General features: G+C 57.0%; 25 protein-coding genes. 8 read left to right on the top strand and 17 right to left on the bottom strand.

Annotation, left to right across the window (positions count from 1 at the left end):
- Positions 1–36 precede the first annotated feature (36 nt).
- Positions 37–729, top strand: coding sequence for a Crp/Fnr family transcriptional regulator (locus tag AC2FNZ_RS09495; RefSeq protein WP_496840371.1), 693 nt, complete (start codon positions 37–39; stop codon positions 727–729).
- Positions 730–816: 87 nt separating this feature from the next.
- On the opposite strand, the gene AC2FNZ_RS09500 is transcribed toward AC2FNZ_RS09495, so the two are convergent.
- The 3 genes from AC2FNZ_RS09500 to AC2FNZ_RS09510 all read right to left on the bottom strand — a co-directional run bounded on the left by AC2FNZ_RS09500 (position 817) and on the right by AC2FNZ_RS09510 (position 2,454).
- Positions 817–1,386: a PRC-barrel domain-containing protein gene (locus AC2FNZ_RS09500; protein WP_496840372.1), complete on the bottom strand. Its 570-nt coding sequence runs from the start codon at positions 1,384–1,386 to the stop codon at positions 817–819.
- A 155-nt stretch (positions 1,387–1,541) separates the two neighbouring features.
- Positions 1,542–2,162, bottom strand: coding sequence for a PRC-barrel domain-containing protein (locus AC2FNZ_RS09505; protein WP_496840374.1), 621 nt, complete (start codon positions 2,160–2,162; stop codon positions 1,542–1,544).
- 94 nt (positions 2,163–2,256) lie between these two features.
- Entirely contained in the window at positions 2,257–2,454 is a 198-nt protein-coding gene (locus AC2FNZ_RS09510) for a CsbD family protein (RefSeq protein ID WP_093961665.1), read from the bottom strand.
- A 211-nt stretch (positions 2,455–2,665) separates the two neighbouring features.
- Here AC2FNZ_RS09510 and AC2FNZ_RS09515 point away from each other — a divergent pair, with 211 nt between their 5' ends.
- Genes AC2FNZ_RS09515 through AC2FNZ_RS09530 form a run of 4 tightly spaced genes read left to right on the top strand, consistent with a single transcriptional unit; the run spans position 2,666 to position 5,331 of the window.
- The gene (locus tag AC2FNZ_RS09515) at positions 2,666–3,175 is read left to right on the top strand and encodes a hypothetical protein (RefSeq protein WP_496840376.1); all 510 of its coding nucleotides are present in this window, start codon (positions 2,666–2,668) and stop codon (positions 3,173–3,175) included.
- Positions 3,156–3,566 (top strand): phage holin family protein, encoded by a 411-nt coding sequence (locus AC2FNZ_RS09520; RefSeq protein ID WP_496840378.1) that lies wholly within the window; start codon positions 3,156–3,158, stop codon positions 3,564–3,566. The genes AC2FNZ_RS09515 and AC2FNZ_RS09520 overlap by 20 nt, the downstream gene beginning before the upstream one ends.
- On the top strand, positions 3,559–4,320 hold the full coding sequence (locus tag AC2FNZ_RS09525; protein ID WP_170456357.1) for a DUF883 family protein: 762 nt from the start codon (positions 3,559–3,561) through the stop codon (positions 4,318–4,320). The genes AC2FNZ_RS09520 and AC2FNZ_RS09525 overlap by 8 nt, the downstream gene beginning before the upstream one ends.
- A 9-nt stretch (positions 4,321–4,329) precedes the next feature.
- Complete coding sequence (locus AC2FNZ_RS09530; protein ID WP_170339312.1) at positions 4,330–5,331, top strand: AI-2E family transporter; 1,002 nt, start codon at positions 4,330–4,332, stop codon at positions 5,329–5,331.
- Here the strand turns inward: AC2FNZ_RS09530 and AC2FNZ_RS09535 are convergent.
- From AC2FNZ_RS09535 to AC2FNZ_RS09550, 4 genes are read right to left on the bottom strand one after another with little or no spacing between them, the layout of a single operon-like run.
- Positions 5,328–6,824 carry a phospholipase D family protein gene (locus AC2FNZ_RS09535; RefSeq protein WP_496840380.1) on the bottom strand — a complete coding sequence of 499 codons (1,497 nt, stop codon included), beginning with the start codon at positions 6,822–6,824 and terminating at the stop codon, positions 5,328–5,330. The genes AC2FNZ_RS09530 and AC2FNZ_RS09535 overlap by 4 nt on opposite strands.
- Positions 6,802–8,562, bottom strand: a complete 1,761-nt coding sequence (locus tag AC2FNZ_RS09540; protein ID WP_496840382.1) for a sensor histidine kinase — start codon at positions 8,560–8,562, stop codon at positions 6,802–6,804. Before AC2FNZ_RS09540 ends, AC2FNZ_RS09535 begins: the two co-directional genes overlap by 23 nt.
- Positions 8,563–8,568: 6 nt before the next feature.
- Positions 8,569–9,114: an RNA polymerase sigma factor gene (locus AC2FNZ_RS09545; protein WP_005982020.1), complete on the bottom strand. Its 546-nt coding sequence runs from the start codon at positions 9,112–9,114 to the stop codon at positions 8,569–8,571.
- On the bottom strand, positions 9,107–9,331 hold the full coding sequence (locus AC2FNZ_RS09550; RefSeq protein WP_254430821.1) for a NepR family anti-sigma factor: 225 nt from the start codon (positions 9,329–9,331) through the stop codon (positions 9,107–9,109). The genes AC2FNZ_RS09545 and AC2FNZ_RS09550 overlap by 8 nt, the downstream gene beginning before the upstream one ends.
- 57 nt (positions 9,332–9,388) lie before the next feature.
- Here AC2FNZ_RS09550 and AC2FNZ_RS09555 point away from each other — a divergent pair, with 57 nt between their 5' ends.
- Both AC2FNZ_RS09555 and AC2FNZ_RS09560 read left to right on the top strand, forming a co-directional pair.
- Positions 9,389–10,204 (top strand): response regulator, encoded by an 816-nt coding sequence (locus AC2FNZ_RS09555; protein WP_093961657.1) that lies wholly within the window; start codon positions 9,389–9,391, stop codon positions 10,202–10,204.
- 58 nt (positions 10,205–10,262) lie between these two features.
- Positions 10,263–11,198 (top strand): mechanosensitive ion channel family protein, encoded by a 936-nt coding sequence (locus AC2FNZ_RS09560; protein ID WP_170339317.1) that lies wholly within the window; start codon positions 10,263–10,265, stop codon positions 11,196–11,198.
- A 1,040-nt stretch (positions 11,199–12,238) separates the two neighbouring features.
- Here AC2FNZ_RS09560 and AC2FNZ_RS09565 read toward each other — a convergent pair.
- Genes AC2FNZ_RS09565 through AC2FNZ_RS09610 form a run of 10 tightly spaced genes read right to left on the bottom strand, consistent with a single transcriptional unit; the run spans position 12,239 to position 20,456 of the window.
- Entirely contained in the window at positions 12,239–13,369 is a 1,131-nt protein-coding gene (locus AC2FNZ_RS09565; protein ID WP_496840384.1) for a cytochrome-c peroxidase, read from the bottom strand.
- Positions 13,366–13,743 carry a hypothetical protein gene (locus tag AC2FNZ_RS09570; protein ID WP_141138453.1) on the bottom strand — a complete coding sequence of 126 codons (378 nt, stop codon included), beginning with the start codon at positions 13,741–13,743 and terminating at the stop codon, positions 13,366–13,368. The genes AC2FNZ_RS09565 and AC2FNZ_RS09570 overlap by 4 nt, the downstream gene beginning before the upstream one ends.
- A complete protein-coding gene (locus AC2FNZ_RS09575) occupies positions 13,740–14,546 on the bottom strand; it encodes an amidohydrolase family protein (RefSeq protein ID WP_496840385.1) in 807 nt (268 codons plus the stop codon). The genes AC2FNZ_RS09570 and AC2FNZ_RS09575 overlap by 4 nt, the downstream gene beginning before the upstream one ends.
- A gap of 21 nt (positions 14,547–14,567) precedes the next feature.
- Positions 14,568–15,434, bottom strand: coding sequence for a dioxygenase family protein (locus AC2FNZ_RS09580; RefSeq protein WP_496840386.1), 867 nt, complete (start codon positions 15,432–15,434; stop codon positions 14,568–14,570).
- Positions 15,435–15,444: 10 nt separating this feature from the next.
- The gene (locus tag AC2FNZ_RS09585; protein ID WP_496840388.1) at positions 15,445–16,749 is read right to left on the bottom strand and encodes a TRAP transporter large permease; all 1,305 of its coding nucleotides are present in this window, start codon (positions 16,747–16,749) and stop codon (positions 15,445–15,447) included.
- The gene (locus AC2FNZ_RS09590) at positions 16,746–17,297 is read right to left on the bottom strand and encodes a TRAP transporter small permease subunit (protein ID WP_496840389.1); all 552 of its coding nucleotides are present in this window, start codon (positions 17,295–17,297) and stop codon (positions 16,746–16,748) included. Before AC2FNZ_RS09590 ends, AC2FNZ_RS09585 begins: the two co-directional genes overlap by 4 nt.
- Positions 17,298–17,327: 30 nt before the next feature.
- On the bottom strand, positions 17,328–18,401 hold the full coding sequence (locus AC2FNZ_RS09595) for a C4-dicarboxylate TRAP transporter substrate-binding protein (RefSeq protein WP_170366813.1): 1,074 nt from the start codon (positions 18,399–18,401) through the stop codon (positions 17,328–17,330).
- 34 nt (positions 18,402–18,435) lie between these two features.
- Positions 18,436–18,891: an OsmC family protein gene (locus tag AC2FNZ_RS09600; protein ID WP_170366812.1), complete on the bottom strand. Its 456-nt coding sequence runs from the start codon at positions 18,889–18,891 to the stop codon at positions 18,436–18,438.
- Positions 18,892–18,909: 18 nt separating this feature from the next.
- Positions 18,910–19,575: a malonic semialdehyde reductase gene (locus AC2FNZ_RS09605; protein ID WP_496840390.1), complete on the bottom strand. Its 666-nt coding sequence runs from the start codon at positions 19,573–19,575 to the stop codon at positions 18,910–18,912.
- Positions 19,572–20,456, bottom strand: coding sequence for a fumarylacetoacetate hydrolase family protein (locus tag AC2FNZ_RS09610; RefSeq protein WP_496840391.1), 885 nt, complete (start codon positions 20,454–20,456; stop codon positions 19,572–19,574). The genes AC2FNZ_RS09605 and AC2FNZ_RS09610 overlap by 4 nt, the downstream gene beginning before the upstream one ends.
- An 84-nt stretch (positions 20,457–20,540) precedes the next feature.
- Between AC2FNZ_RS09610 and AC2FNZ_RS09615 the strand changes: the two genes are divergently transcribed.
- Positions 20,541–20,927, top strand: coding sequence for a YciI family protein (locus AC2FNZ_RS09615; RefSeq protein WP_170437012.1), 387 nt, complete (start codon positions 20,541–20,543; stop codon positions 20,925–20,927).
- Positions 20,928–20,936 lie beyond the last annotated feature (9 nt).

The following is a 20,936-nucleotide window of genomic DNA, read 5'->3' on the forward strand; positions in this document are numbered from 1 at the left end:
TCTCTGATCGCATGTGCGGACTGTCCGCTGAGGCAGATGGACGTCTTCCTGCCGTTCGCGGAAGACGACCTGAGGTTCATGCAGAGTTTCAAAACCGGCGAGATGCAGGCCGAACCCGGAACACAACTGTTCATCGAGGGTGCGAAATCCGCGCATCTGTTCACGGTTCTGAGCGGGATGGGCGTTCGTTACAAAACGCTGGAAAACGGTCGTAGGCAGGTCATCGGCTTTGTGCTTCCCGGCGATCTGGTCGGGTTGCAGGCTGGGGTCATGGGCGAGATGCGGCACTCCGTCGAAGCGACAACCGCGATGCGGCTGTGCGTGTTCAATCGCTCGCGGCTGTTCGAGTTGTATCAGAACCAGCCAGATCGGGCCTTTGACCTGACATTCCTGGCCGCCGTCGAAGAGCATTTCTTGGGCGACGCCCTGACAACCGTTGGCCAGCGCGGCGCGATCGAGAAGATCGCGTGGAGCCTGCACCGCTTCTACACACGGTCCCAGGCCGTCGGATTGGCCAAAGACTTGCGGTGTCCGCTGCCCTACCGGCAGCAGGATCTTGCGGATGCGTTGGGCTTGTCGCTGGTTCACACAAACAAGACCCTGCGCCGCCTGAAAGATCTCGGCCTGGCCGAGTGGGCCAACAATGTGCTGCAGATTAACGATCTTGAGGGTCTAGCCGAGCTTGGCTTGGTCGAAATCACCGAAGCCGTTCCGCGCCCGCTGATCTAAACGTGGCGGATGGACAGGAATAAAAGAACCGCCGACCGAAAAATCGGCCGGCGGCTTGATCACATTCTTTGCGACTGAGGAGCCGGTTTACGACCCTTCGTAGGCCGGCATGTCCTTCAGCATCTCTTTGTCAGCGTGAACGAAGGCATAGGTGGTGTCACCATCGACTTCACGCATCAGCGACACGCGCGAGAAATCGATCAGAACATCCTTTTCCCCCAAGCCGAGGAACCCGCCGACGCCGATCACGGCCCCATCGACCGATCCGTCCATGTCGACGACAACCTCTTCGATCTCACCGATCCACTCTTGCGAGACGTCATAGACGCGCATGCCGGTCAGATCTTCGGCCGGGATGGTGCCTTGGGCAACGGGGACATAACCTTCGATGTCGATGGTGGTGGGATCAACTGCATCGGCCATCTGTCCAGCTTTTTCGCTGATGTACTCACCGGTTGCTTCGGCTGCTTGGTCGACGTCTTCCGCCGTGTTCTGGGCAGCGTTCTTGATGTCCTGCGCGGTATTCGACAGCGCATCACCGGCTGCCTCGGCTGCCTCTTCCAGGTTCTTGCCGACTTCTTCGACATTCGAGCTTTCTGCATAGGCCGATGCCGACATCACCAGAACGATCGAAGTTGTGGTCACAAAACGTTTCATAGCTCACTCCTTTGGTCTGTTCTGACCGCATTTCCCGCGGTCTTGTTGAACAAACGAATGACGCCGCGACTTGTTCCCAGAAAAATGCAAAAAATATTTGTTTTAAAAAGAAAAAACCGCGCATCTGCGCGGTTTGACAAGTTGTGTCCAGATACTCAGGCCGGGTGCAGCGGGTCGGAAGACCTAGATAGAACCATGTAGTGTTCGTCGTCCGGAATATTGCGTAGTTCAGCGAACGGAAAACTCAGGATAGCTGGTCGCCCGTCGATCAGGAGAAACCGCAGAGTCTTGGTGTCTGGGTCGATCTCAATATCCAAAAATCTGCCCAACTCACCAGTCGCGTCAAACACGGGGTTGCCCTGCAACTTCGTAAACCATCGGAATTTGCTTCCGGGTGGCGTGGGTTGCGGGCGTTTGCGTAGGGCGTCGTTCAGGACCGCCCCCATCACAATCGGCGCAATCGCGTTGCCGAACGGCCCTACGACCAAGGGCGGCAGGCCTTCGATGTCCACTGCAAGGGGATCTTCGTCGTCTTTGCGCTGGCGCAGATGATCCACTTGCTGTTGGGAAATCGCGCACGTTACCTCGCTTGCGCCAAATTCGAGCGTATCGGCCGTGAACGCCACCGGGTCATTCCCTCCGGTGAGGCTCAGATTGACCAAGACGTACTCCAACTCGGTTTGCCCAGCGCGGATGGCGATATCGGAAACGCGACCAATCGCTTGGTCGGCTCCAGCTGGGACAACGGGCGTGTTGATGAGGTCAGACAGCTTCATGGCGCTCGTGATTACCTTTGGGGTCGATTTTGGGAGTGTGTGGGGCGCCATTGGTCTGACGCCACCCCACGCGATGTGCGCATCTACCTTTGGGCTACATGTCCTTCATCAGGCGATCCACGATTTCCCGAACGTCTTCTTTCGAATCTCCGTATTTCTTTTGGATGATGCCTTCCAGTTGCTCGCGATCGCCCCGGGCTTGTTCGATCTCATCATCAGTCAAATCGCCGAAACGCTCGATCAGCTTGCCTTTGAATTCGGTCCAGCGTCCAAGAATTTGGTCCCAGTTCATCGTAATTTCCTTTCGATTGCTTCGTCGCTGTCAGTGAAACGCGCCAAACGCGAGCTGGTTCCGGGCGCCGGAAATTTTTCTGCATTGGTCGCAAAAAGGGGGGATCGAACAGAAACCGAACTGGGTCCACCGTGGCGTTCGAACTGGTCTTGGGAACAATCTCGCCGACCATGCGTTGAACGACCGAGACCTCAACACAGGAGATCGAACCATGCCACGTCGAACCGAGACCACGGAGAAAGCAAAAGCCCATGCCCAGGATCTGGCCGGCAAGGTCAAGGACACCGTGACCGCCGAGGCATCGGCCCGGGCCGAATCCTTGAAAGACAGCGCAGCGCAGGAGGCGGAGAGTGCCGCTCATGCAGCCGAGGCAGCTGCCGATGCATTTCCCGACCAATCTGTGCAGCATCAGGTCCTGTCGAGGATTGCCGACAACATGGAGGCCGTGGCTGGGCAGGTGCGCTCTGCCGACTTGGCCAGTATGAGCCGAAAGGTATCTGATTTCGCCCGGGAAAACCCGCTGTTGTTCGTCGGATCGGCTGCCTTGGCAGGGTTTGCCGCAGCCCGTTTCCTAAGCGCGCGCAATACGGGCGCGGCCCAATCCGCATCTTTTGGTGCAGATCCTTGGGATATTGATCCGTCGCCGCTGCATGGGACCTCGGTCGATACCTCGGGCCACACCAGCGCGTTGGCGCGAATGAATGGTGGCCGCGATGCATAACCCCAACGATCTGCGATCTGCACCGGGGCTTTTGGCACACGCGCTCAAACATCTGTCAGGTTTGCTTCAGGCTGAGGCGAAGCTTGCGAGGGAGGAGTTGTCCCGAAACCTGACGCGAGCGGGCGTAGGGCTGGCCTGCATTGGCATTGCTCTGATCCTGTTGATGATCGCGCTGAACCTCATGGTCACAGCCCTGGTCGCGTATATCACCGCCAATGGCTTATCGGTGGGTATGGCCTCGTTGCTCGTTGGCGCGGGCTTGGCACTGGTTGCTGCGTGCCTGGCGCTTTTTGGCCGGTCCCGCATGTCCGCCACCGCCTTGGTTCCCGAGCAAGCCATGAAAAACCTGCAGCGCGACATCGAAGCGATGAAGGAGTCCACCCATGTCTGACCTGACACCCCTTGAAACGCAGATCGCATATGAACGCAGCGCCCTTGCGCGCTCGCTGAATGCTCTGTCGGATACGCTGGCACCGCAGCGCCTGGCAGACGAGGCGAAATCGACGCTCGAAACCTATGGCGGGCAGATCGGTGCGCAACTCTGGTCCGCGGCTCGAAAAAACCCGGCCGCCTTTGCTCTGTTCGGTGCAGGAGCAGCCCTTTTGGTTGCGGGTCCAGGGTCTGACGCAAAAAGCACCCAATCCCCGCCCCAGGCCGTACCTCCGCAGCAGGCCTTCGACGGGTTTGACCGGCGTGTTGCCGACGCTGACAGCCGCATGAAACAGGAGATGACCGGTATGACTGAACACAGCCAATCTGCCAGCGTGCTGTCTGCAGCCTTGGATCGTGGTCTGGACAAGCTCTCACCCCAGGCCCGTGCCCGTGTGATCGAGGCGCGCAAGGCCGCAATCGGTGCGCAGCAAGCGGTCGAGAAGCGTGCGCAGAAGGCGGCAAAGGCCTCGCAAACCTTCGTTCATGATCAGCCGCTGGCGGCCGGAGCATTGGCGCTGGGCGTAGGTATTCTGGCTGGCGCTCTGCTGCCCAACACCCGCAAAGAGGACGAGTTGCTGGGCCATCGGCGCGATCAGCTGATGCGACACGCCCAAAGGGTTTTGAACGAAGAACTGGACAAGCTGCATGCCGCGGCCAACGCACGGCTGGATGAGGCGGCTGATCGGGCCTCTGACGCTTTGCGCAGTCAGTGAAGCGCGCCCATGCCAACTGCCTTCAGCTCTCCATCGGCCTTGCGTGCAATGTTGGCGATCCTGACCGGGATCGCCATCATCACCGCTTTGTACCTGGCCCGGTCCATCGTCGCTCCGATCACCTTTGCGTTGGTTTTGGGGGTCGTGGTCGCCCCGCTTGCCGACAAGCTTGAGAAGGTCGGTTGCCCACGTGTGATATCCGCTTCGTCACTGCTGTTCGTGACCAGCACCGTCATCGTCGCGGCTTTCCTGCTGCTCGAACCATTGCTGTCCGCGCTGGTCGAACAGTTGCCTGCCATCAAACGCGAGTTGCGCTCTTGGGTCGCTGCGATGTCCGAATTCATTCGGGGTATCGAAACGCTTGGACGCGAGATCGAGGAAACCGTCGGCGCCGATGGGGCAGCGGAAACGGAGTCCGCCCTTCCGTCAGTGATGGATGCCTTGTGGCTGGCGCCCAATTTCGGATCAAAGATCCTGATTTTCATCGGCACGCTGTTCTTCTTCGTTTTGACCCGACCCGAGCTATATGCCGCAGCCGGCCCGTTGACGGAGCGGCTGTATCTGGCCGACCGCGCGGTCTATCGCTATTTCGCTGCCGTGACGTTGGTCAATATCGGCCTCGGGACGGTAACGGCCGTGGCCTTGGGACTGATAGGCATCAATGATGCCGTGATCTGGGGGGTGGCCGCCGGCCTTCTGAACTTTGTGCTGTATCTGGGGCCTCTGATGATCATGACCGGCCTTCTGATTGCCGGTTTGACTCAGTTCGGCGGGGCAGCGGCCCTGTTGCCCCCGCTGGTTTTCCTCGCAATCAATTTGTCCGAGGCGCAATTCGTGACACCCGCCTTCGTCGGCCAACGTCTACAGGTGAACCCGCTGGTCGTGTTCATCGCCATCATCTTCGGACTTTGGCTGTGGGGGCCGGTCGGGGCCATCGTCGCGCTGCCGATCCTGTTGTGGTTCGGCGTGTTGATGAACCCCAAGGTCATGAGTTCGATCGAAAACACCTAGACGATGTTTTCAGTAACCCCCGGCAACGGTTGCCGCATATCACGCGCGACATCGGCGTCATGCGGGACCAAGAAACCACTGCGCGCTTCGGGGCGACGCAGGCCGTTGGCGCGAACCTCTCGCTTCCACCACGCGAACATGGCATCGGGCTCGATCGGTTTGCTCAGATCATCCGAGAACCACCAATGGTCCACCAGGGCCTGCCGCAGAACCGCAACCCGCTGCCGGTCGGTTACCCGAAGGGCGACTTCTGTGTCCCACCGCAAAGACCGTCCGTTCAGGTTGGCGGACCCGACCAAAGCATGATGGTCATCCACCACCAGAACTTTGTTGTGAACGTGAATGATCGGAGACCCGCTCAGAACCTCGGCGCTGGCATCGGCCCCACTGGCTGAAATCGGTTGGACCGGGGTCGACACCGAAACCCGGTCTTGGAACCCCTGCTGGATGATCTCCAGGCATTTGGCTTGCAGGTCCAACCCGAATTGCGCATCCAATCCGTCATGCCCGCCAAAGGCCACTTCCTCGGGCAAGGCTGGCACAACAAGCACCAGTTTCAGATCCTGCTTGGAATGGCCCGCCTCAGCCAAGGCCTCGGCCAGCCGGGTTGACCTGAAATACTGGGTCTCGATGTGCAGAAGTTGCCGCGCGGCCTGAAAGGCGGCGATGTGCTCGTCCTCGATCTCATGCGCGATGGTCTTTGGCGACAGCCGCCAGAACGCAAACCGGCGTGGGCTGGACAGGGTGCGGCGCAGATGGGTCGTCTGAGGGTCCGGTTGTCCGGTTGCGATTTCATGTTCGAACCGGTCGATATGGCGCGCGGCCTCGGCGGCCTCGGGTCCGCGGACCAGCAATTGAACGTCTGACCATGTGTTTTTGGCCAGACGGTCGTGATCCGGTGTGTCAAAGCGCCTTTCGTTCAAGTCCAATCCGCCGAGGTAGCAGACCTCATTGTCGATTACGGCGACTTTCTGATGGTGCGACACGGTGTGAAGCCGGGGCAACATGTCCGACCCCAGCCGTACCGCCTGCCGTTCGCGTCGTTCGCGGGACAGTTCCTGCATCCGCTGCGCCTTTTTTCGCAAAACCGCGGGTAACAGCGTGGCCCAAGGCAATGCGCCGGCCCGCGCGGGATGCATGGACACGCGAACGCTCAAGCGCGAGGCCAGTTCGGGACCGAGGATTTCCGCAAGCGCAACCGCCTGCCGTTTGGTGCGCCAGCTCAGCTCGTGCAACTCGGTCGCAAAGATCGGGTCGAAATCGCTGATGACCAAATGAAACGAGACACCCTTGCGGATAACATGCTCGATCAGGTCAAACCAGGTATCGCCGATCTGGCGCGCCTCATCGCTGCGCAGCCGCGTCATGAAATCGAATACCCGAAAACTTGCCTTGATTTGGTGCCGGGCCTCCAGAACCGCTTTTTCCAAGGCGGGCCAGGCTTGCTCGGCCGTGATCAGGACCTCAAAGTCATTCTGCTGCGGCACGGGCATCACCGCCTCTCTCATCCGCAATGGTCTTTGGTTCGCTATCCCCTTCTACTTCGGCGATATCGAACGTCACCTCATACACATAATGCGAGGACGTCTCGGTTATGGTTTCGGAACCGTCCAATTGGCGGAGGAAGGCCTGCATCAGCCGCTGACCGATCCCGCCACTGTGGAACAGATCCGCACCGTCGTCCGTCTGCCCGCGCGTGTTGGAGATTTTCAGATGCAGGGTGTTCTCCTCGGGTCGGGTCAATTCCACCGAAATTGTCGGCGGTCCGTCCTGCGGAACGCCTACGTATTTAACCGCGTTCGTCAGTGCCTCGGCCACCAGCATCGACAGCGTGACGGCCTGGTCCTGCCCCAGTTCGACCGGAGCGATCCGACAGTCGACCTCGACCACCTGACCCAGAATTGGCGGTCGATGCGCCAGTTCGGCCACCAAATGCCCGATGAGCGCCTCGGTGTTGATCGTCGTCATCTGCGAGTTCTGGTTCAAGGTTTGGTGCACCATGGCCAGGCCGCGAACCCGACGCTGCAACTGTTCCAGCAAGCGCCGGGCCTCGGGGGTTTCGGCCTTGCGCAAATGCATGTTCATGATTGAAGCGATCAGTTGCAGGTTGTTTTTGACGCGATGATGCACCTCGCGCAACAACAGCGTTTTTTCGACTAGATCGCGTTCGTGCTGCGCCTCAGCCTCGCGGATCAACAAGACCATGCGGTTGAATGCTGTCTGGATTTGCTGAAACTCCTGCGGCGCCCCTTCCAGGCTTTCAATCGGATCGCGCTCACCCAACGCAAAACGACGCACGGCCGAACGCAAGCTGTCGAGATGCCGGATCACCAGCCGATGCAAGCCCCACAGCGCCACCCCCAGCCCCGTTACCCACATAAGGATCGGGAAGGCAATGGTCAGGGCGGTACTGCCGGCGCCGACCGAAGCCAAGGCCACGTCTCGTGGCCAACTACCAATCACGGCGACTTCACCCGGAATGATCGTCGCAACCGCGAAGATACGCTCCTCTCCAAGGGGTGTACGGTCAGAGAACGTCTTTCCCGAGTTGGAAAGCACCAAACGCTTGTCCGGCGCGGGAGGCAAATAGCCGCTCACTTCGTCCAGACCGACATTCGACAAGAGCACCTCACCGCTCGCATCGAACAGGGCAATGACGACGTCGCTCTTTTGGTCCTCGACATCCAAAGGAATGCTGGCGAGGGCATGGGGGATGGATATGGATACGAACCCCAGCAGCTGTGCCCGATCCATGACCGGTCGGGTGACGATAATCACGGATTGCCCTGAAACAGCGCCGGATCGGTTGACGGAAAAAGTCAGCTGCGGGTTTTCGATAATTTTGGAGAAGCCCGGAGCGTCGGACAGGTCCATGACTTCGTCCGCTGTCGAACACGCCATGATACCGTCGGGTCGGATGAACCCGGCAAATACGAATTCCGGCGCACTTTTCAGGAACCGCTGCATAAGGGCGGAACAGACGACCCCATCTTCCCGCACCTCCGCCAGCGCCGCCGCCAAACCGGCGCCGGCGCCCACGGCCTTTTGCAACAGCTCTTGTTCCCGGCTGGCCGCCTCGATTGTTCGGGCCAAAACCGAAGAGCGCGAGTTGTCGTCGGCTTCTGCGATGACCGCACGGGTCTGGAGGACGGCAATCAGGCCCAACGGCAGAAGCGCCAGAGTGACCAGCGCGGCAAGATAAACCGTCAGGCTGCGCGGCTTCGCATCCATCGATCGTCAGGCCGCCGGTTGCGTCTGAACGATTGCCGCCGTCACCGCATCAGTCAATTCGATGGGTTCGTCATCTTCCAAATCCATCAGTTCGGCCAATTGCGCGCGGGCCCGGTTCACCCGGCTTTTGATCGTTCCAAGGGCGACGCCACACATCTCGGCCGCTTCCTCATAGGAAAACCCTTGTGCACCGACCAACACCAACGCTTCGCGCTGCTCATCAGTCAACTGATCAAAAGCAACCGCAAAATCCTTCAAGGCCAAACGTCCGTCATGGTCGGGCTTCTGCGACAGGCTCTCGGCCATGGCACCATCGACATCCTCGACCTCGCGCTTGCGTTTGCGGTGCAGGGAAAAATAGGTGTTCCGGACGATGGTGAACAGCCAGGCCCGCATGTTGGTGCCTTCCTGAAACGAGTCGATATTGCTCCATGCCTTGATCAATGCGTCCTGCACGATGTCATCGGCCGTGGCCCCGTTTCGGCACAGGCTGATGGCAAAGGCACGCATCGCGCCAATATGTTCGACAAGCTCTTCTCGGGGATCAACCATCCGAGCCTCCCGTGTCACCGCTCTTGGGAACACTGGTCTGATTGCGCAGTTTTTCAAGAAGATCGACGAACCGATCCGGAACCGGTTCGCTGGCAACCTCATCGAAAGCCCGCTTGAGGTTCTCGTCGATCCTTTGTTCTATTTCTTGCCGATGTTCTCGGCTGGGCTGTGGTTTTGTCATGGCATCATCAAAAATTTTTACTTTTGCTGGAACCATAACGCCCCAGTATGCGTTTGGTTCCCGAGTTTAGAGAAAAAAATGAGGAAAACATAGATGACTGAGCTGACCGGAGTTTCCGTCGCAGATCAAATTGGCCCGCTGCTGCCGTTTCTGCGCCGCTATGCCCGTGCCCTCACCGGCTCACAGGACAGTGGCGACGCCTACGCCGCAGCATCGCTTGAAGCGATCCTTGCAGATCCCGCCCAGTTCGATGCCGATCTCACGCCGCGGGTCGCGTTGTTTCGTGTTTTTCACGGTATCTGGTCAACGTCGGGAATGCCCGTTGACGCCGATGGCGGCAGTTCTGACATTCAATCGCGCGCTCACGCCCAGTTGGCACGCCTGACGCCGAACACGCGCGAGGCCTTGCTGCTGCGCACGGTCGAAGAGTTCTCGGTCAGCGATATCGCCGCGATCATGCAGATAGAACCCGCCGAGGCTCAGAAGCTGATCGATATCGCCTACGAGGAAATGGCCCGCCACACCTCTGGGCGCATTTTGATCATCGAAGACGAAGCAATCATCGCGATGGATCTTGAGACGATGGTGACCGACCTGGGCCACCGGGTCACCGGGGTCGCTCGCACCGAGACCGCCGCCATCGACCTGGCCGAGCGCGAGCCGTTCGACTTGATCCTGTCAGACATCCAACTGGCGGACAAATCCAGCGGGATCGATGCGGTGAACCGCATCATTGCCCAGCACGGCGATTGCCCCGTCATTTTCATCACCGCCTTCCCCGAGCGCCTTCTGACGGGCAAAGGCCCCGAACCGGCCTTTTTGATTTCCAAACCCTACACCGAAGAACAGGTCAAATCGGCCGTCAGCCAGGCCATGTTCTTTGCCTCTAGCGCCGTGATCGAGGTCTGACGCGGCAGGACCGCGCTGCAAAACACCCAAACTCAGGCGATGAGACACGAGGAACACCATGGAAAACGAGATTGCACAGACCGCAGAGACCGTGACGAACACCGTTTGGGCCGAACTGTCGCAAGTTTTGAATACCGAACTTTATGACGGGAAATCGCTAAGCGACCTGCTGACGCTCGAGGCCCTTCTTGGCCTCGTCGCGAACACGATCGCGGCGCTGATCCTTCTGGTTCTTGGGCTTGTGATTTCAAGATATGTCAGCCGGAAGATCCGGGGCGTCGGTGAAAAATCGGAACGCCTGGATGATACGCTCTTCAACTTTCTCGGCAATCTGGCGCGCTATACGATTCTGGCGTTTACGGGGCTGTTCATTCTGAACACGTTCGGGGTGCAGACCACGTCGATCATCGCGCTGATCGGTGCCGCGGGTTTGGCCATTGGACTTGCGCTGCAAGGCACATTGTCCAACGTTGCAGCCGGCGTGATGATCATCCTGTTCCGGCCACTCAAGATCGGGGATTTCGTCGACGTGAATGGGGTGCTCGGAACCGTCAAAGACATCACCCTGAACTATACCGAGATTGCGGATATGGGGAACGTCAAGGTTATCGTTCCCAACGCCGAGGTGTGGGGAAACACCATCAAGAACTATTCCGTCTACGAGACCCGTCGTGCCGAGTGGACGTTCGGCGTTGGATACGGCGTCAACCTGGCGGAGGCCGAGCGTGTAATTCGCGACACGATCATGTCGGACGCTCGTTCGCTGGCAGACCCAGAACCGTTCATCCAAGTGAACAATCTTGGCAGCAGCAGCGTCGATTTTCTTGTCCGCGTTTGGTGCAAATCTTCGGACTATTTCCAATACCAGGCGGACATGAAGCGCAAGGTCAAAGAGGCGTTGGACGAAGCCGATATCAATATTCCGTTTCCGACCCGCACACTGTTGGTTGAAGGCGAAAAGACTCAGCAAGAAAAAGCGATCGCTGCGGAGTGATTTTGGATTTGGCCTAGGGCGGACAACCAACAGTCTTCCGGAACGTGGTGTCGGACGGATGAGAACCAGTCTCCGCAAAGGCAGTGCCGGTCGCCGTTGATCCCCACAAACATCTCATCCAAGCGCCATCGCCAATTGGAATATCCGCGCATAAGCTGGAAGTGTTACCTGCGCATCTCAGCCGCAAACTGTGCGCAAACCGCCGCTAGGACCGTACCGAATTATTGGTCACGTCGATGCAGCGCTCGTGCTCAAGATCCTCCAGATTCCGCAGCGGCAGCGGAAACCGAATGCAGTCTTTTCCTCCAAGCGAATAATCTCTGGCCTGGTCCGAAAAAAGGAACAGAGACTTGCATCGAGAATGCGCCCTCAATCTGCAAATCGGGCCGTCTCCGATTGAGGAAGGCGGCACAACCCACGGTAATGTCGACAGAAACCCGTGACGGAAAAGTTAAGTGCAGGGTGGCGGGAATGAGTAGCGGCGCTGTCAGGCGAATTCGAATTAGTCTCAGTTTACCGCGGCAACCCCAAACCCGTCCGGAACAGAGTTGACACCACTCGCTGAGACCGGCGGCGCGGATCAGCCTGAAGGTGCCCGGGCTGGTTAGCGATCTTTCCTAGTTGAGGTGGTCAAATTCAGAGGATTTGAAGGCGGCAAATTTCTATAGATATCGCATGTGTTTGAAACGCTGTAACGCGAGGTCGAGTCGTCGAAACGGCAGGTGGGAATTCTCGAGGTGGTTGTTGAGTCACCTGCCCATTTGCCGTTTGTTGATAGCGCCCAACCCAATTGCCTTAGTGCAGCCTTGCAGGATGCGAAGCGACCCGTGACGAGAGTTTTTGTGGGTAGGCGCTGGAGCAATACGATATTTCACTCGGGAACGGCCCAACCACGGTAGCCGACAAGGTATTCGGCATAGATCATTCGGACGACAGCAACGACCTTGGTTTGATGGCCACACTCTCTGACGTGGAGATGGGGTCAACCAAATGCGGCGTGCCGCATAACTCGGGCGGCACTTAGGCTGAAATAGAGTATTTCAACGCCATGTAACGTCGGACAAAGTCTCCAAAAACGTAACGAGATCAGCGATCTCCTGCTCGGACAAGCTCAGTTCCGAAAGTATGGCCTCACCGTCGGCATGCAGCCTTTCGGTATCAAGCTCGCTGTAGTGCCGGACCACCGCATCCAAGTCGATCAGACTGCCGTCGTGCATGTAGGGCGGAGTTTCAGCCACACCTCGCAGGCTTGGCGTACGAAAGGTCCCAAAATCAGAATGACGCCTACGCACACTGCGAACCGCCCATGCACCTTGCTTGGCGGGATCGTCGTTCCATTCCCCGTCCAGTGTGTAGACGCTTGAAAACAGGAAGTTCAACCCGCCGAACCGTCCTTCATCGACTTCGGTTTCGCTTAGGAAGTAAGGCACCCCGGCGTCGTGAAATTCATTGTTGGAAAATGCCGGGCCATTGTGGCAAAGGGCACATTTCCCGCGCCCCAGAAAGAGCTTTAGACCTCTCTGAGCAGCTTCGGGATAGTTCGCAGCCGCCAACAGATCTCCGCGTTCCAGCGCATCGCGGAAACTGTCAAATTGTGTCCGCTCGGTTCTAAGCGTCTCCAAATAGGCTGATAGAGACTTGGCAGTGTTGACCAGCACCAACTCCGGGTCTTGATTTCGGATATTGCCAAAAATGGACTCAAAATCAGCAGCATAAGAACTCTCGGAAATTGCCGCCTTTAGACTTTCGCTGCTATGAGCCATCTCTTGTTCTTCGATGATCGGATGCAGACTTGCTGCCCAGAGACTATCGCTCTTGCCGCCCCAACCGTACCAGCGCAGACCCGCAAGGTTTCTCAGGGATGGGGTGTTCCGATCCAACCTGACACGGCCGAGCGCCCGCGTCTCGGATGTTGCAAATGCCTGTTCGGGGTCGTGACAACTCGCGCAAGAAAAAGCGCCGTCTACCGACAGCACCGGATCGTTGAACAAAGCCGCGCCGAGCGAAATAGCTCTTATGTCACCTGAAACGCGATTACTGGGGTCTGGCTGGTATGTTGGCGGCCACGGCCCGAAGGAAAGCGTTTGCTGTATTTCCTCTTCGGACAATAGAATTTCTGAGTGTACAGTAACCGGAAGCGTCATTAGCGCGGTTAAAGCCCAGAACTTCATTTGAGCGTAATCTCTGACGTGTAGGACAACGATCGCCCTCCAATATCAACGTCAGCCTGCAGTTCCCAAAGTCCCGGCATGTGAAACAGCAAATCATCGACCCTGAACTTTCCGTCGCCCAATGGCGAAACTTCGGGAGCGTAGTTCAACCCGTGCTGATGAGCGGGCATGATTGCATCAACATGCATCTCATGTGCTGTTGCTTCACCGCAGACTGAAATCAGAACGGAAAACGGTTTGGCCAACGGAATTTCGATGACATCCAAGTAAACCTCAGGCGCATCTGGGGCTTCCGACCCCATGCGTTGCCCCACAGCGTCACAAGCAATTGCTGCGCCAGGTGAAGCAAGAAGCCAGACAACCCAACGGATCATTCTGATGCCAGCAAACGTTCAGCGTTGGCATAGGCGATGTTGTCTGCGATCCGATCCGGCAGCAGATCCAGCCATTCACGCGAAAAATCTGCGTGGGGGCCAACATAGTACCAACGTTCCGGCGCAAATGTGTCCGTACCGACCATGAACCGATCGGGATGCGCCTCGAACGCGGCCTTCCAATCCGGATCTAAACGGCCGCGTGACACCATATCCGACCGAAAAGCCAAGTCCGCCCAAAGCCTGGGATAGGCATCCAACGCGTCAGACACACTGGCCGGGTCATCAAAGCCAGAATGCGCCCACAAAACCCGCGCCTCTGGCCAAGTTTCGAAGATTAGGTCAACTGCCTCTCGATCACCGTGGTGGTGTAAAATGAGGTTCCGCTCTTTGGCCAGTGCAATCATACGCTGGATGACCGGCGTTTTGATATCGTCGCCGTAAGCGTGAAACTCGCCGACAGCTTCGTAGTCGTTTTTGGCCAGGTTTTTTTCCAGATAGTCAATTACAGTTTCATCGTGCATCCAGGTGTTGATTTCGCCGCGACGACGGTACGGGCGCAACGCTGGAACGACGATGTCCGGTGCCGCGGCCAACAACAGCTGAGTGCCATTGTCGTCTGAGCTGGAAACTAGCGCTTTCCGCACTCCCGCATCCCGAAGGATTTTAGCCACCTGTTCTGGTGGCACCAGTTCGACGGCGTCGTGGCTGTAATGAATATGCGCGTCGAAGATGGGCCGCTCTTGTGCGATGGCGGCACTGCAAAACAGCACAGCGCCCAAAATGAAGATACGTTTCAGCACCTCAAGCCTCCTATCTGTCAATCAGTCCTTGGCAAGCGTCACGTCGAAATTCACATGCAAGAAAGATTCAGTGATCTTACCAGAAAGCTCCATGCCATCAGGAAATTCAGAAGCTGGGCGTTCAACATAGGTCATCACTAGATCGTCGCGCACGCCAAACACCGTGTCTTCATCCAGATAGGGATCATCGTCGGGAAATACCTCGGTCACCAAAGTCCGATAACCGGGAGCTTTGACGATGTAATGCAGGTGCGACGGTCGCCAGGGATGGCGACCACAGGCTCGCAGAATGTCTCCGACTGGCCCATCAGATGGCACCGTGTATTCCACTGGTTTGACCGTGGTGAAAGCGTAACGGCCATCTGAGCCGACCGTCATCAAGCCATGAAAAGAGTAGATATCCTGTTCCTCATCCTGACTGGCGTAGAGCCCGTTTGGCGCTGTTTGCCAGATGTCGAGCTCGGCACCCGCAATCGGATTGCCCCTTGTATCCCGGATCACGCCTTCGGCCAGCAGAACCGGCCCTCCATAGTTACGTTTCATATCGCCACCGATCGGCAGCGGGGGGGCGCCCGAGACGTGAAATGGACCCAACACAGACGAGCTGGTCGCGTCAGGGCTGGAATGCAGCATGTCAACCAATGACGACAGGCCCAACACGTCCGAGGCTAGCACGAATTCATGCCTATCCTCGGTTTCCACCGCGGCGCAGCCTTCCAGAAACGCAATCCCGGCCCGCCACTCGTCATGCGTCAGGTTGGTTTCCCGTGCGAAATCGTGCAGGTGTTTGACCAGAGAGCCCATGATTTCGCGCATCCGTGGATCGGTGTCTTTGGACAGGTACCCCATGAAGACGTCAGTGATATTGTCTTTGGTGACAGAGCGCATCTTGGCCTCCTTAAATCAGGGCAAGGCTGAGGATCGGGAACTCAATCAGAATGAACAGAACGATCAGCATCACGAACGCAAAGGGAAGTGCGCCCATGAACACATCCTTGAGCGATATTCGGTCATCGTTGATCGTGGATTTGATAACGAAGCAGGATATACCCAAAGGTGGTGTCAAAAGCCCGATTTCGGCTCCAACCACGGTGATAATGCCGAACCAGATCAGCGACATATCCAGCGCTTCAGCCATGGGCAGGAACAACGGAACAACGATCAGAATGATCGACGCTGTGTCGAGCAATGTTCCCAGAAACAGCATCAACAGAACATAGAGCAGCATGATCGACCAGAAAGATGCGGAATTCCCTGCCAGCAAGTCCTGCAACTGATTGGGCAACCCCGCCAGTCCCAGCATTCGACTGTATATTGAAGCCGCCGTAATCAGAAACAGGATCGCCGCCGTGATGTGCCCGGTTTCCAGCAACGCGTCCCAGAATGCGCGTGGTGACATCGACTTGCGGGCAACCGCTATGATTAGCGCGAAAAAAGCCCCGGCGGCCCCTGCTTCTACTGCTGTCAACCAACCCGTATAGATACCACCAAGAACGATGGTAATGATGAACAGTGTCGGCAGTGTCTTGGAGGCGATCTCGCGCCCAGAAATCCACTCAGTGTCTTCAACAACACGACCACCGACGAAAGCTGGGGTGAAGCGCCCCATGACCCAAATTGCGCCGACATAAGCGATTGCCAGCATAATCCCAGGAATGACCCCCGCCAGAAACATGTCCCCAACGGATTGTTCGGCGACGAAGGAATAGATGATCAGCATTGCCGACGGCGGGATGATCATCCCCAAGACCGAAGACCCGGCTACAACCCCAACCGCAAAGCGCGGGTTATAAGCCTGCGCCATCATTTGCGGGACCGAGACTTTGGTAAAAACGGACGCAGATGCAATTGACGAACCGGTAACTGCGGCAAAGACGGCGTTGGCTCCGACAGTTGCCATACCGATACCGCCTTTGACCTTTCGAAACCGCATGGTCATGACTTCGTAAATGTCTCTACCCAAACCCGCCTTCGAAACAATCAGCCCCATAAAAGTAAACAGCGGGATGGTCGCAAAACTATACTCCATCGCACTATCGCCAACCGCCACTTTCAACAGGTTGAGCGCAAGCGTGAAGTTGTCCCGCATCAGCCAGATCGACACGAACGAGACCACGCCCAGAGCGATAGGAATGTAAACGCCCGCGTAAATCAGAAAGACGATGGCGATGACCGAGATCAGGCCAATCTCGATCGGAGTCATTTTGCGGCCTCGTCATGCTCTGGGGTGCGGACAAGTTGCGGGCGGTCCTGCGCCGTGATGACCTTGAGCAGGAAGATCACGCAGGCAAGCGCGGTACCGCACGCGATGACCAGTTTGACCGGCCACCAAGGCAATGTGAAAAGACCCGGTACTCCGAAGTAGTCCTGTGTCTCCCACATAAGAAGAAATTCCGGGAAGGTTACATAAGCGATCAGGGCCATGAAGATTGCGGAAATCGCGTTGATGATGCGCCTGAGATTGGCTGTCAGACCGGGGCGACGATGGTGTAGCAGGTTCAAAAACCCGTCCGAGCGTGTCAATCGATCCACTCTGACCACGTCGGCCAGCTGCAGGAACACGATCATCACGACCGAGAATTGCACCATCTCATAGGTTCCGCGCAGCGGGGCCGAAAACAGACCCCGTGCAATGACGTCAACATTCAGAATGACCACCAGCGCAAGGACGACGAGCGTACCCAATGCGTTGGCGGCGATTGCAAGCGAATTGGCGACCCGCGACAAGCCAGCAACTGCGGTCTTCAGCATGAGAGGCCCCTTTCGTGGATCGCCAACTGGTTATTTGGCCGTCCAGTCACGAACTCCGGTGAAACCGGCGTCCTGCAGCTTGCCGAGGTAAGCGGCCAAAATCGCGTCGCCTTGTTCTCCGTTTTCATTCAGGGTGGCTGCCCATTCCTGTGCAACATTTGGCATAGCGTTGGCCCAAGCCGCTCGTTCTTCGTCCGAAACTTCGACAATCGTTCCGCCGGCTTCGGTATAGGCATCCCTTGAGGCCGCGGCGCGGTCCATGGCGATACCGGCCACATGATCACGGTAGTCGATGGCGACGGCCTTAAGAACGTCTTTGACTTCGTCCGGCAACTTTGCCCAATAGTCAGAATTCACAGTTATCGTCTTGGAATTCACCGCACCCAAGTCAGCTTTGAGCATGTAAGGAGCCACTTCGGCGATCTTGAATGTTTTGGCGGCCTCTGGCCAAAGCATCGCACAATCAACCAGGCCAGTTTGAAGCATATTGTAGAAATCGGTCAGGCCACCACGTACCCCGGCCGCGTCTTTGATGCCTTCAAGATATCTGAGGTTCAGTCCAGCTCCGGCCACTTTTCGGCCTTCCAGATCTGAAACAGCCGAAACCGGCTCTGTACAGAAAACCTGATAGGTATCGAGCACGACACCAGTTGCCAGGTAAACTTGGTTCTGTGCGGCAAACTCATTTTGCATCGCCGGGAACTCACGCGCGATTTCATCCACGGCTTTGGCCACAGCACGGGCGTCGGATGCAACGAAGGGCGTCGAACCCGAGATACCCTGACTGGGAAGCTTTGACGAATGGAAGATCGTTGTGACGATCCCAATATCTCCAAGGCCAAGCTGGACACCTTCCAAAACACCCTTCGGCTTGACGATCGAACCGCCATAGTTCTCTTGCCAATTCATCCTGTAGTTACCGGACTCAGCCAGCCGCTTGTCCACTTCTGGAATGAAGAAATTGGTGAATTCCTTCACCCATAGGGCCCGATCTGGGTACCCATCAATCACAACGGCTGAAATGGTCTCTTCCGCCTTGGCAGGCATCGCCATGACGCTTGCCACAGCAGCCGCAACAAGGCTGCGTTTGGTCCAGTTTTTCATTTCTCTCCTCCCAGAAAGTCGGGTCTATTGACTTTTAGCTGCTTGTTTTGACCCAGTTGACGGTCAGGTCAGTGCCTGCCGCTTCGAACAGCTTTGCGATGGCACAGTATTTGGCCGTTTCCTCACCAACGCGTGTCAGCTCCTCCTGACTGGCGGGTGTTTCACAATTTACGGTGAGTACGATTTCCGGAAACGGAACATCGATCTCTTCTTCCATTAGGACGCCGCGCCGATCCAACCTGCATTTCGCGTCTATCGTCACTGTGCCAAGATCAATTCCCAAACGGTGCGCATTCTTGTGCCCAATGACGTTGGTGCAGGCGATCAGCGCTGCCATCGCGGTTTCGGTCGGAGACGGGCCAAGATTTGTTCCGCCCCGTTCGACCGGTTCGTCGACGACAACATCCAAATCACGAATGGGAATTTCGGTACGCGCGTGCGTCGGGCATTGAGCTGTCGTGCGGTACGTGACGACAGGTTTCAATTTCATGGCCACTGGGTCACCTCCTCATGCATAAGAGCAAACCTTTTCGAATGGGAAGCGAGGCAGCTTGTGAAACAGTCCCGTTTCATCTGCGTAGCCCAGATTGCACAAAAAGTTCGACTTGAGCGTTGTTCCTGCAAAGAACTCCTCGTCGACGATCTTGTTCGAAAAGCCGGACATAGCACCGACATCCAACCCTACAGCTCGGGCGGCGATCATGAAGTAAGCGCCCTGAAGCGTTCCATTGCGAAACGCTGTATCGGCTACATATTCGGGATTGTTCTCAAACAATGGCCGTCGGTCTTCGTGCGGGAAAAGAAAAGGCAATTCCTTCCAGAAGTCCATGTCATAGGCAATGATCGCCGTGACCGGCGCATCCATCATTTTTGGCACGTTCTTCGACTTCAACGACTTGGCAAGCCGCTCTTTTCCTTCGGCACTTTTCACGAAAACGAAGCGGGCGGGCAGCGTATTCATGCTGGTCGCGCCGTTAATCGTGATGTCGTAAATCTCTTCGAGCAGATCGTCAGAAACCGGCTGGTCGGTCCAGGCATAGTGAGACCTGGACTCGCGAAGGATCAAGGCGATTGCATCGTCGGACAACCGCGGAATGCGCTGGCGCAGATCACGATGATCTTGCTGCGCCTTGGCGCGCAGTGCTTCCAGCTCTGCCTCGGTTGGTGCGGTCATGCTGCGGCGACCTTTGACTTGGCGTCTTTTTCGTCAATGACTGGGCTGGCGCAAATTCCAATGCCTTCAATCTCGACCTCGACGGTTTCGCCGGGCTTCAACCAACGGGGATTGGGCTTTTTGGCGTGTCCCACACCAGGCGGCGTGCCCAGCGCAATCAGATCCCCCGGCTCCAAAGTGGTATATTCCGAAATCGTCGCAATTACCTGCTGGACCCCCCAGATCATGTTGGCCGTATTCGAGCTTTGCAGGATTTCATCGCCCACACGGCTTTCGATCTTCAGACCTGATGCCCCTTCCGGCAACTCATCCGGCGTCACGGTGAAAGGACCGACCGCGCCCGTGTCATCAAAGTTTTTGCCGGGCGTCCACTGAACGGTTTTGCGCTGATAGTCCCGCAGCGAACCATCGTTGAATACAGTGTAGCCAAAGACATAATCCAGCGCGTCCTGCTGCGAGATATGGCGGCCGCGTTTTCCAACGATCAGCATTAGTTCGGCTTCGTAGTCGAGTTTTTCCGAACACGCAGGCCGCACCATAGGCTGGCCTGCCGCCATGATCGAATTCTTACCGCGCATGAACAGCGTTGGATATTCGGGGATGTCGTAGCCGCCCTCTTTGATGTGATCCGTATAGTTCAAACCCATACAAATGATCGTGCCGGGTGACGCCACGGGCAACGCCGGTGTGACTGAGGATAACGGCACACTATCTGCCGAGGTGATTTTTTCAGCCAGCGAGTCGGCCAGGCCAGGCTTGCTGATCAAACCCATCAAGTCGGAACCGACGGCAGGGTCCAAAGCCGTTAGATTCACTGCGTTTTCACCGTTCACGGCAAAAACCGCTGTGCCTTCCGAAGTCTCTCCCACCAGGTATTTCATTGTCACCTTCCATGTTAGCTTGCTTGATTTTTGCCGACTATTTTGCCATATGTCAAATAATATCGATATTTTTGGAGGCCGCGAATGGTTGCTTGGGCAGACTACAAATCAGAAGCAAAAAGCCGCGGTGCGCTTGCTTTGGAGCTTTACGTCGCACTGAGCACGCCAGCCAAAGCACCCGAAGACGTAAAGGCTTCACTGCCGGATCACCTGGCGTATCAGGCGAAGCTTGAACATACAGGGCAGCTGGCTTTTGCAGGTCCCATGTCGGATGAAACCGGCCAGCATATGCAGGGCATTGGCCTCATCATCTATAGGGCCGACAGTCTCGAAGCCGCCCGAAAGCTTGCAGAAGATGACCCGATGCACAAAAGCGGGGCACGCAGCTTTGTACTTCGGCGATGGCTGATAAACGAGGGCTCGCTGAACATCTCAATCGGACTATCGACTGGAACGAGCACGCTCAGCTAAGAGCTCCCA

Source organism: Ruegeria sp. SAZA006, assembly GCF_059613465.1.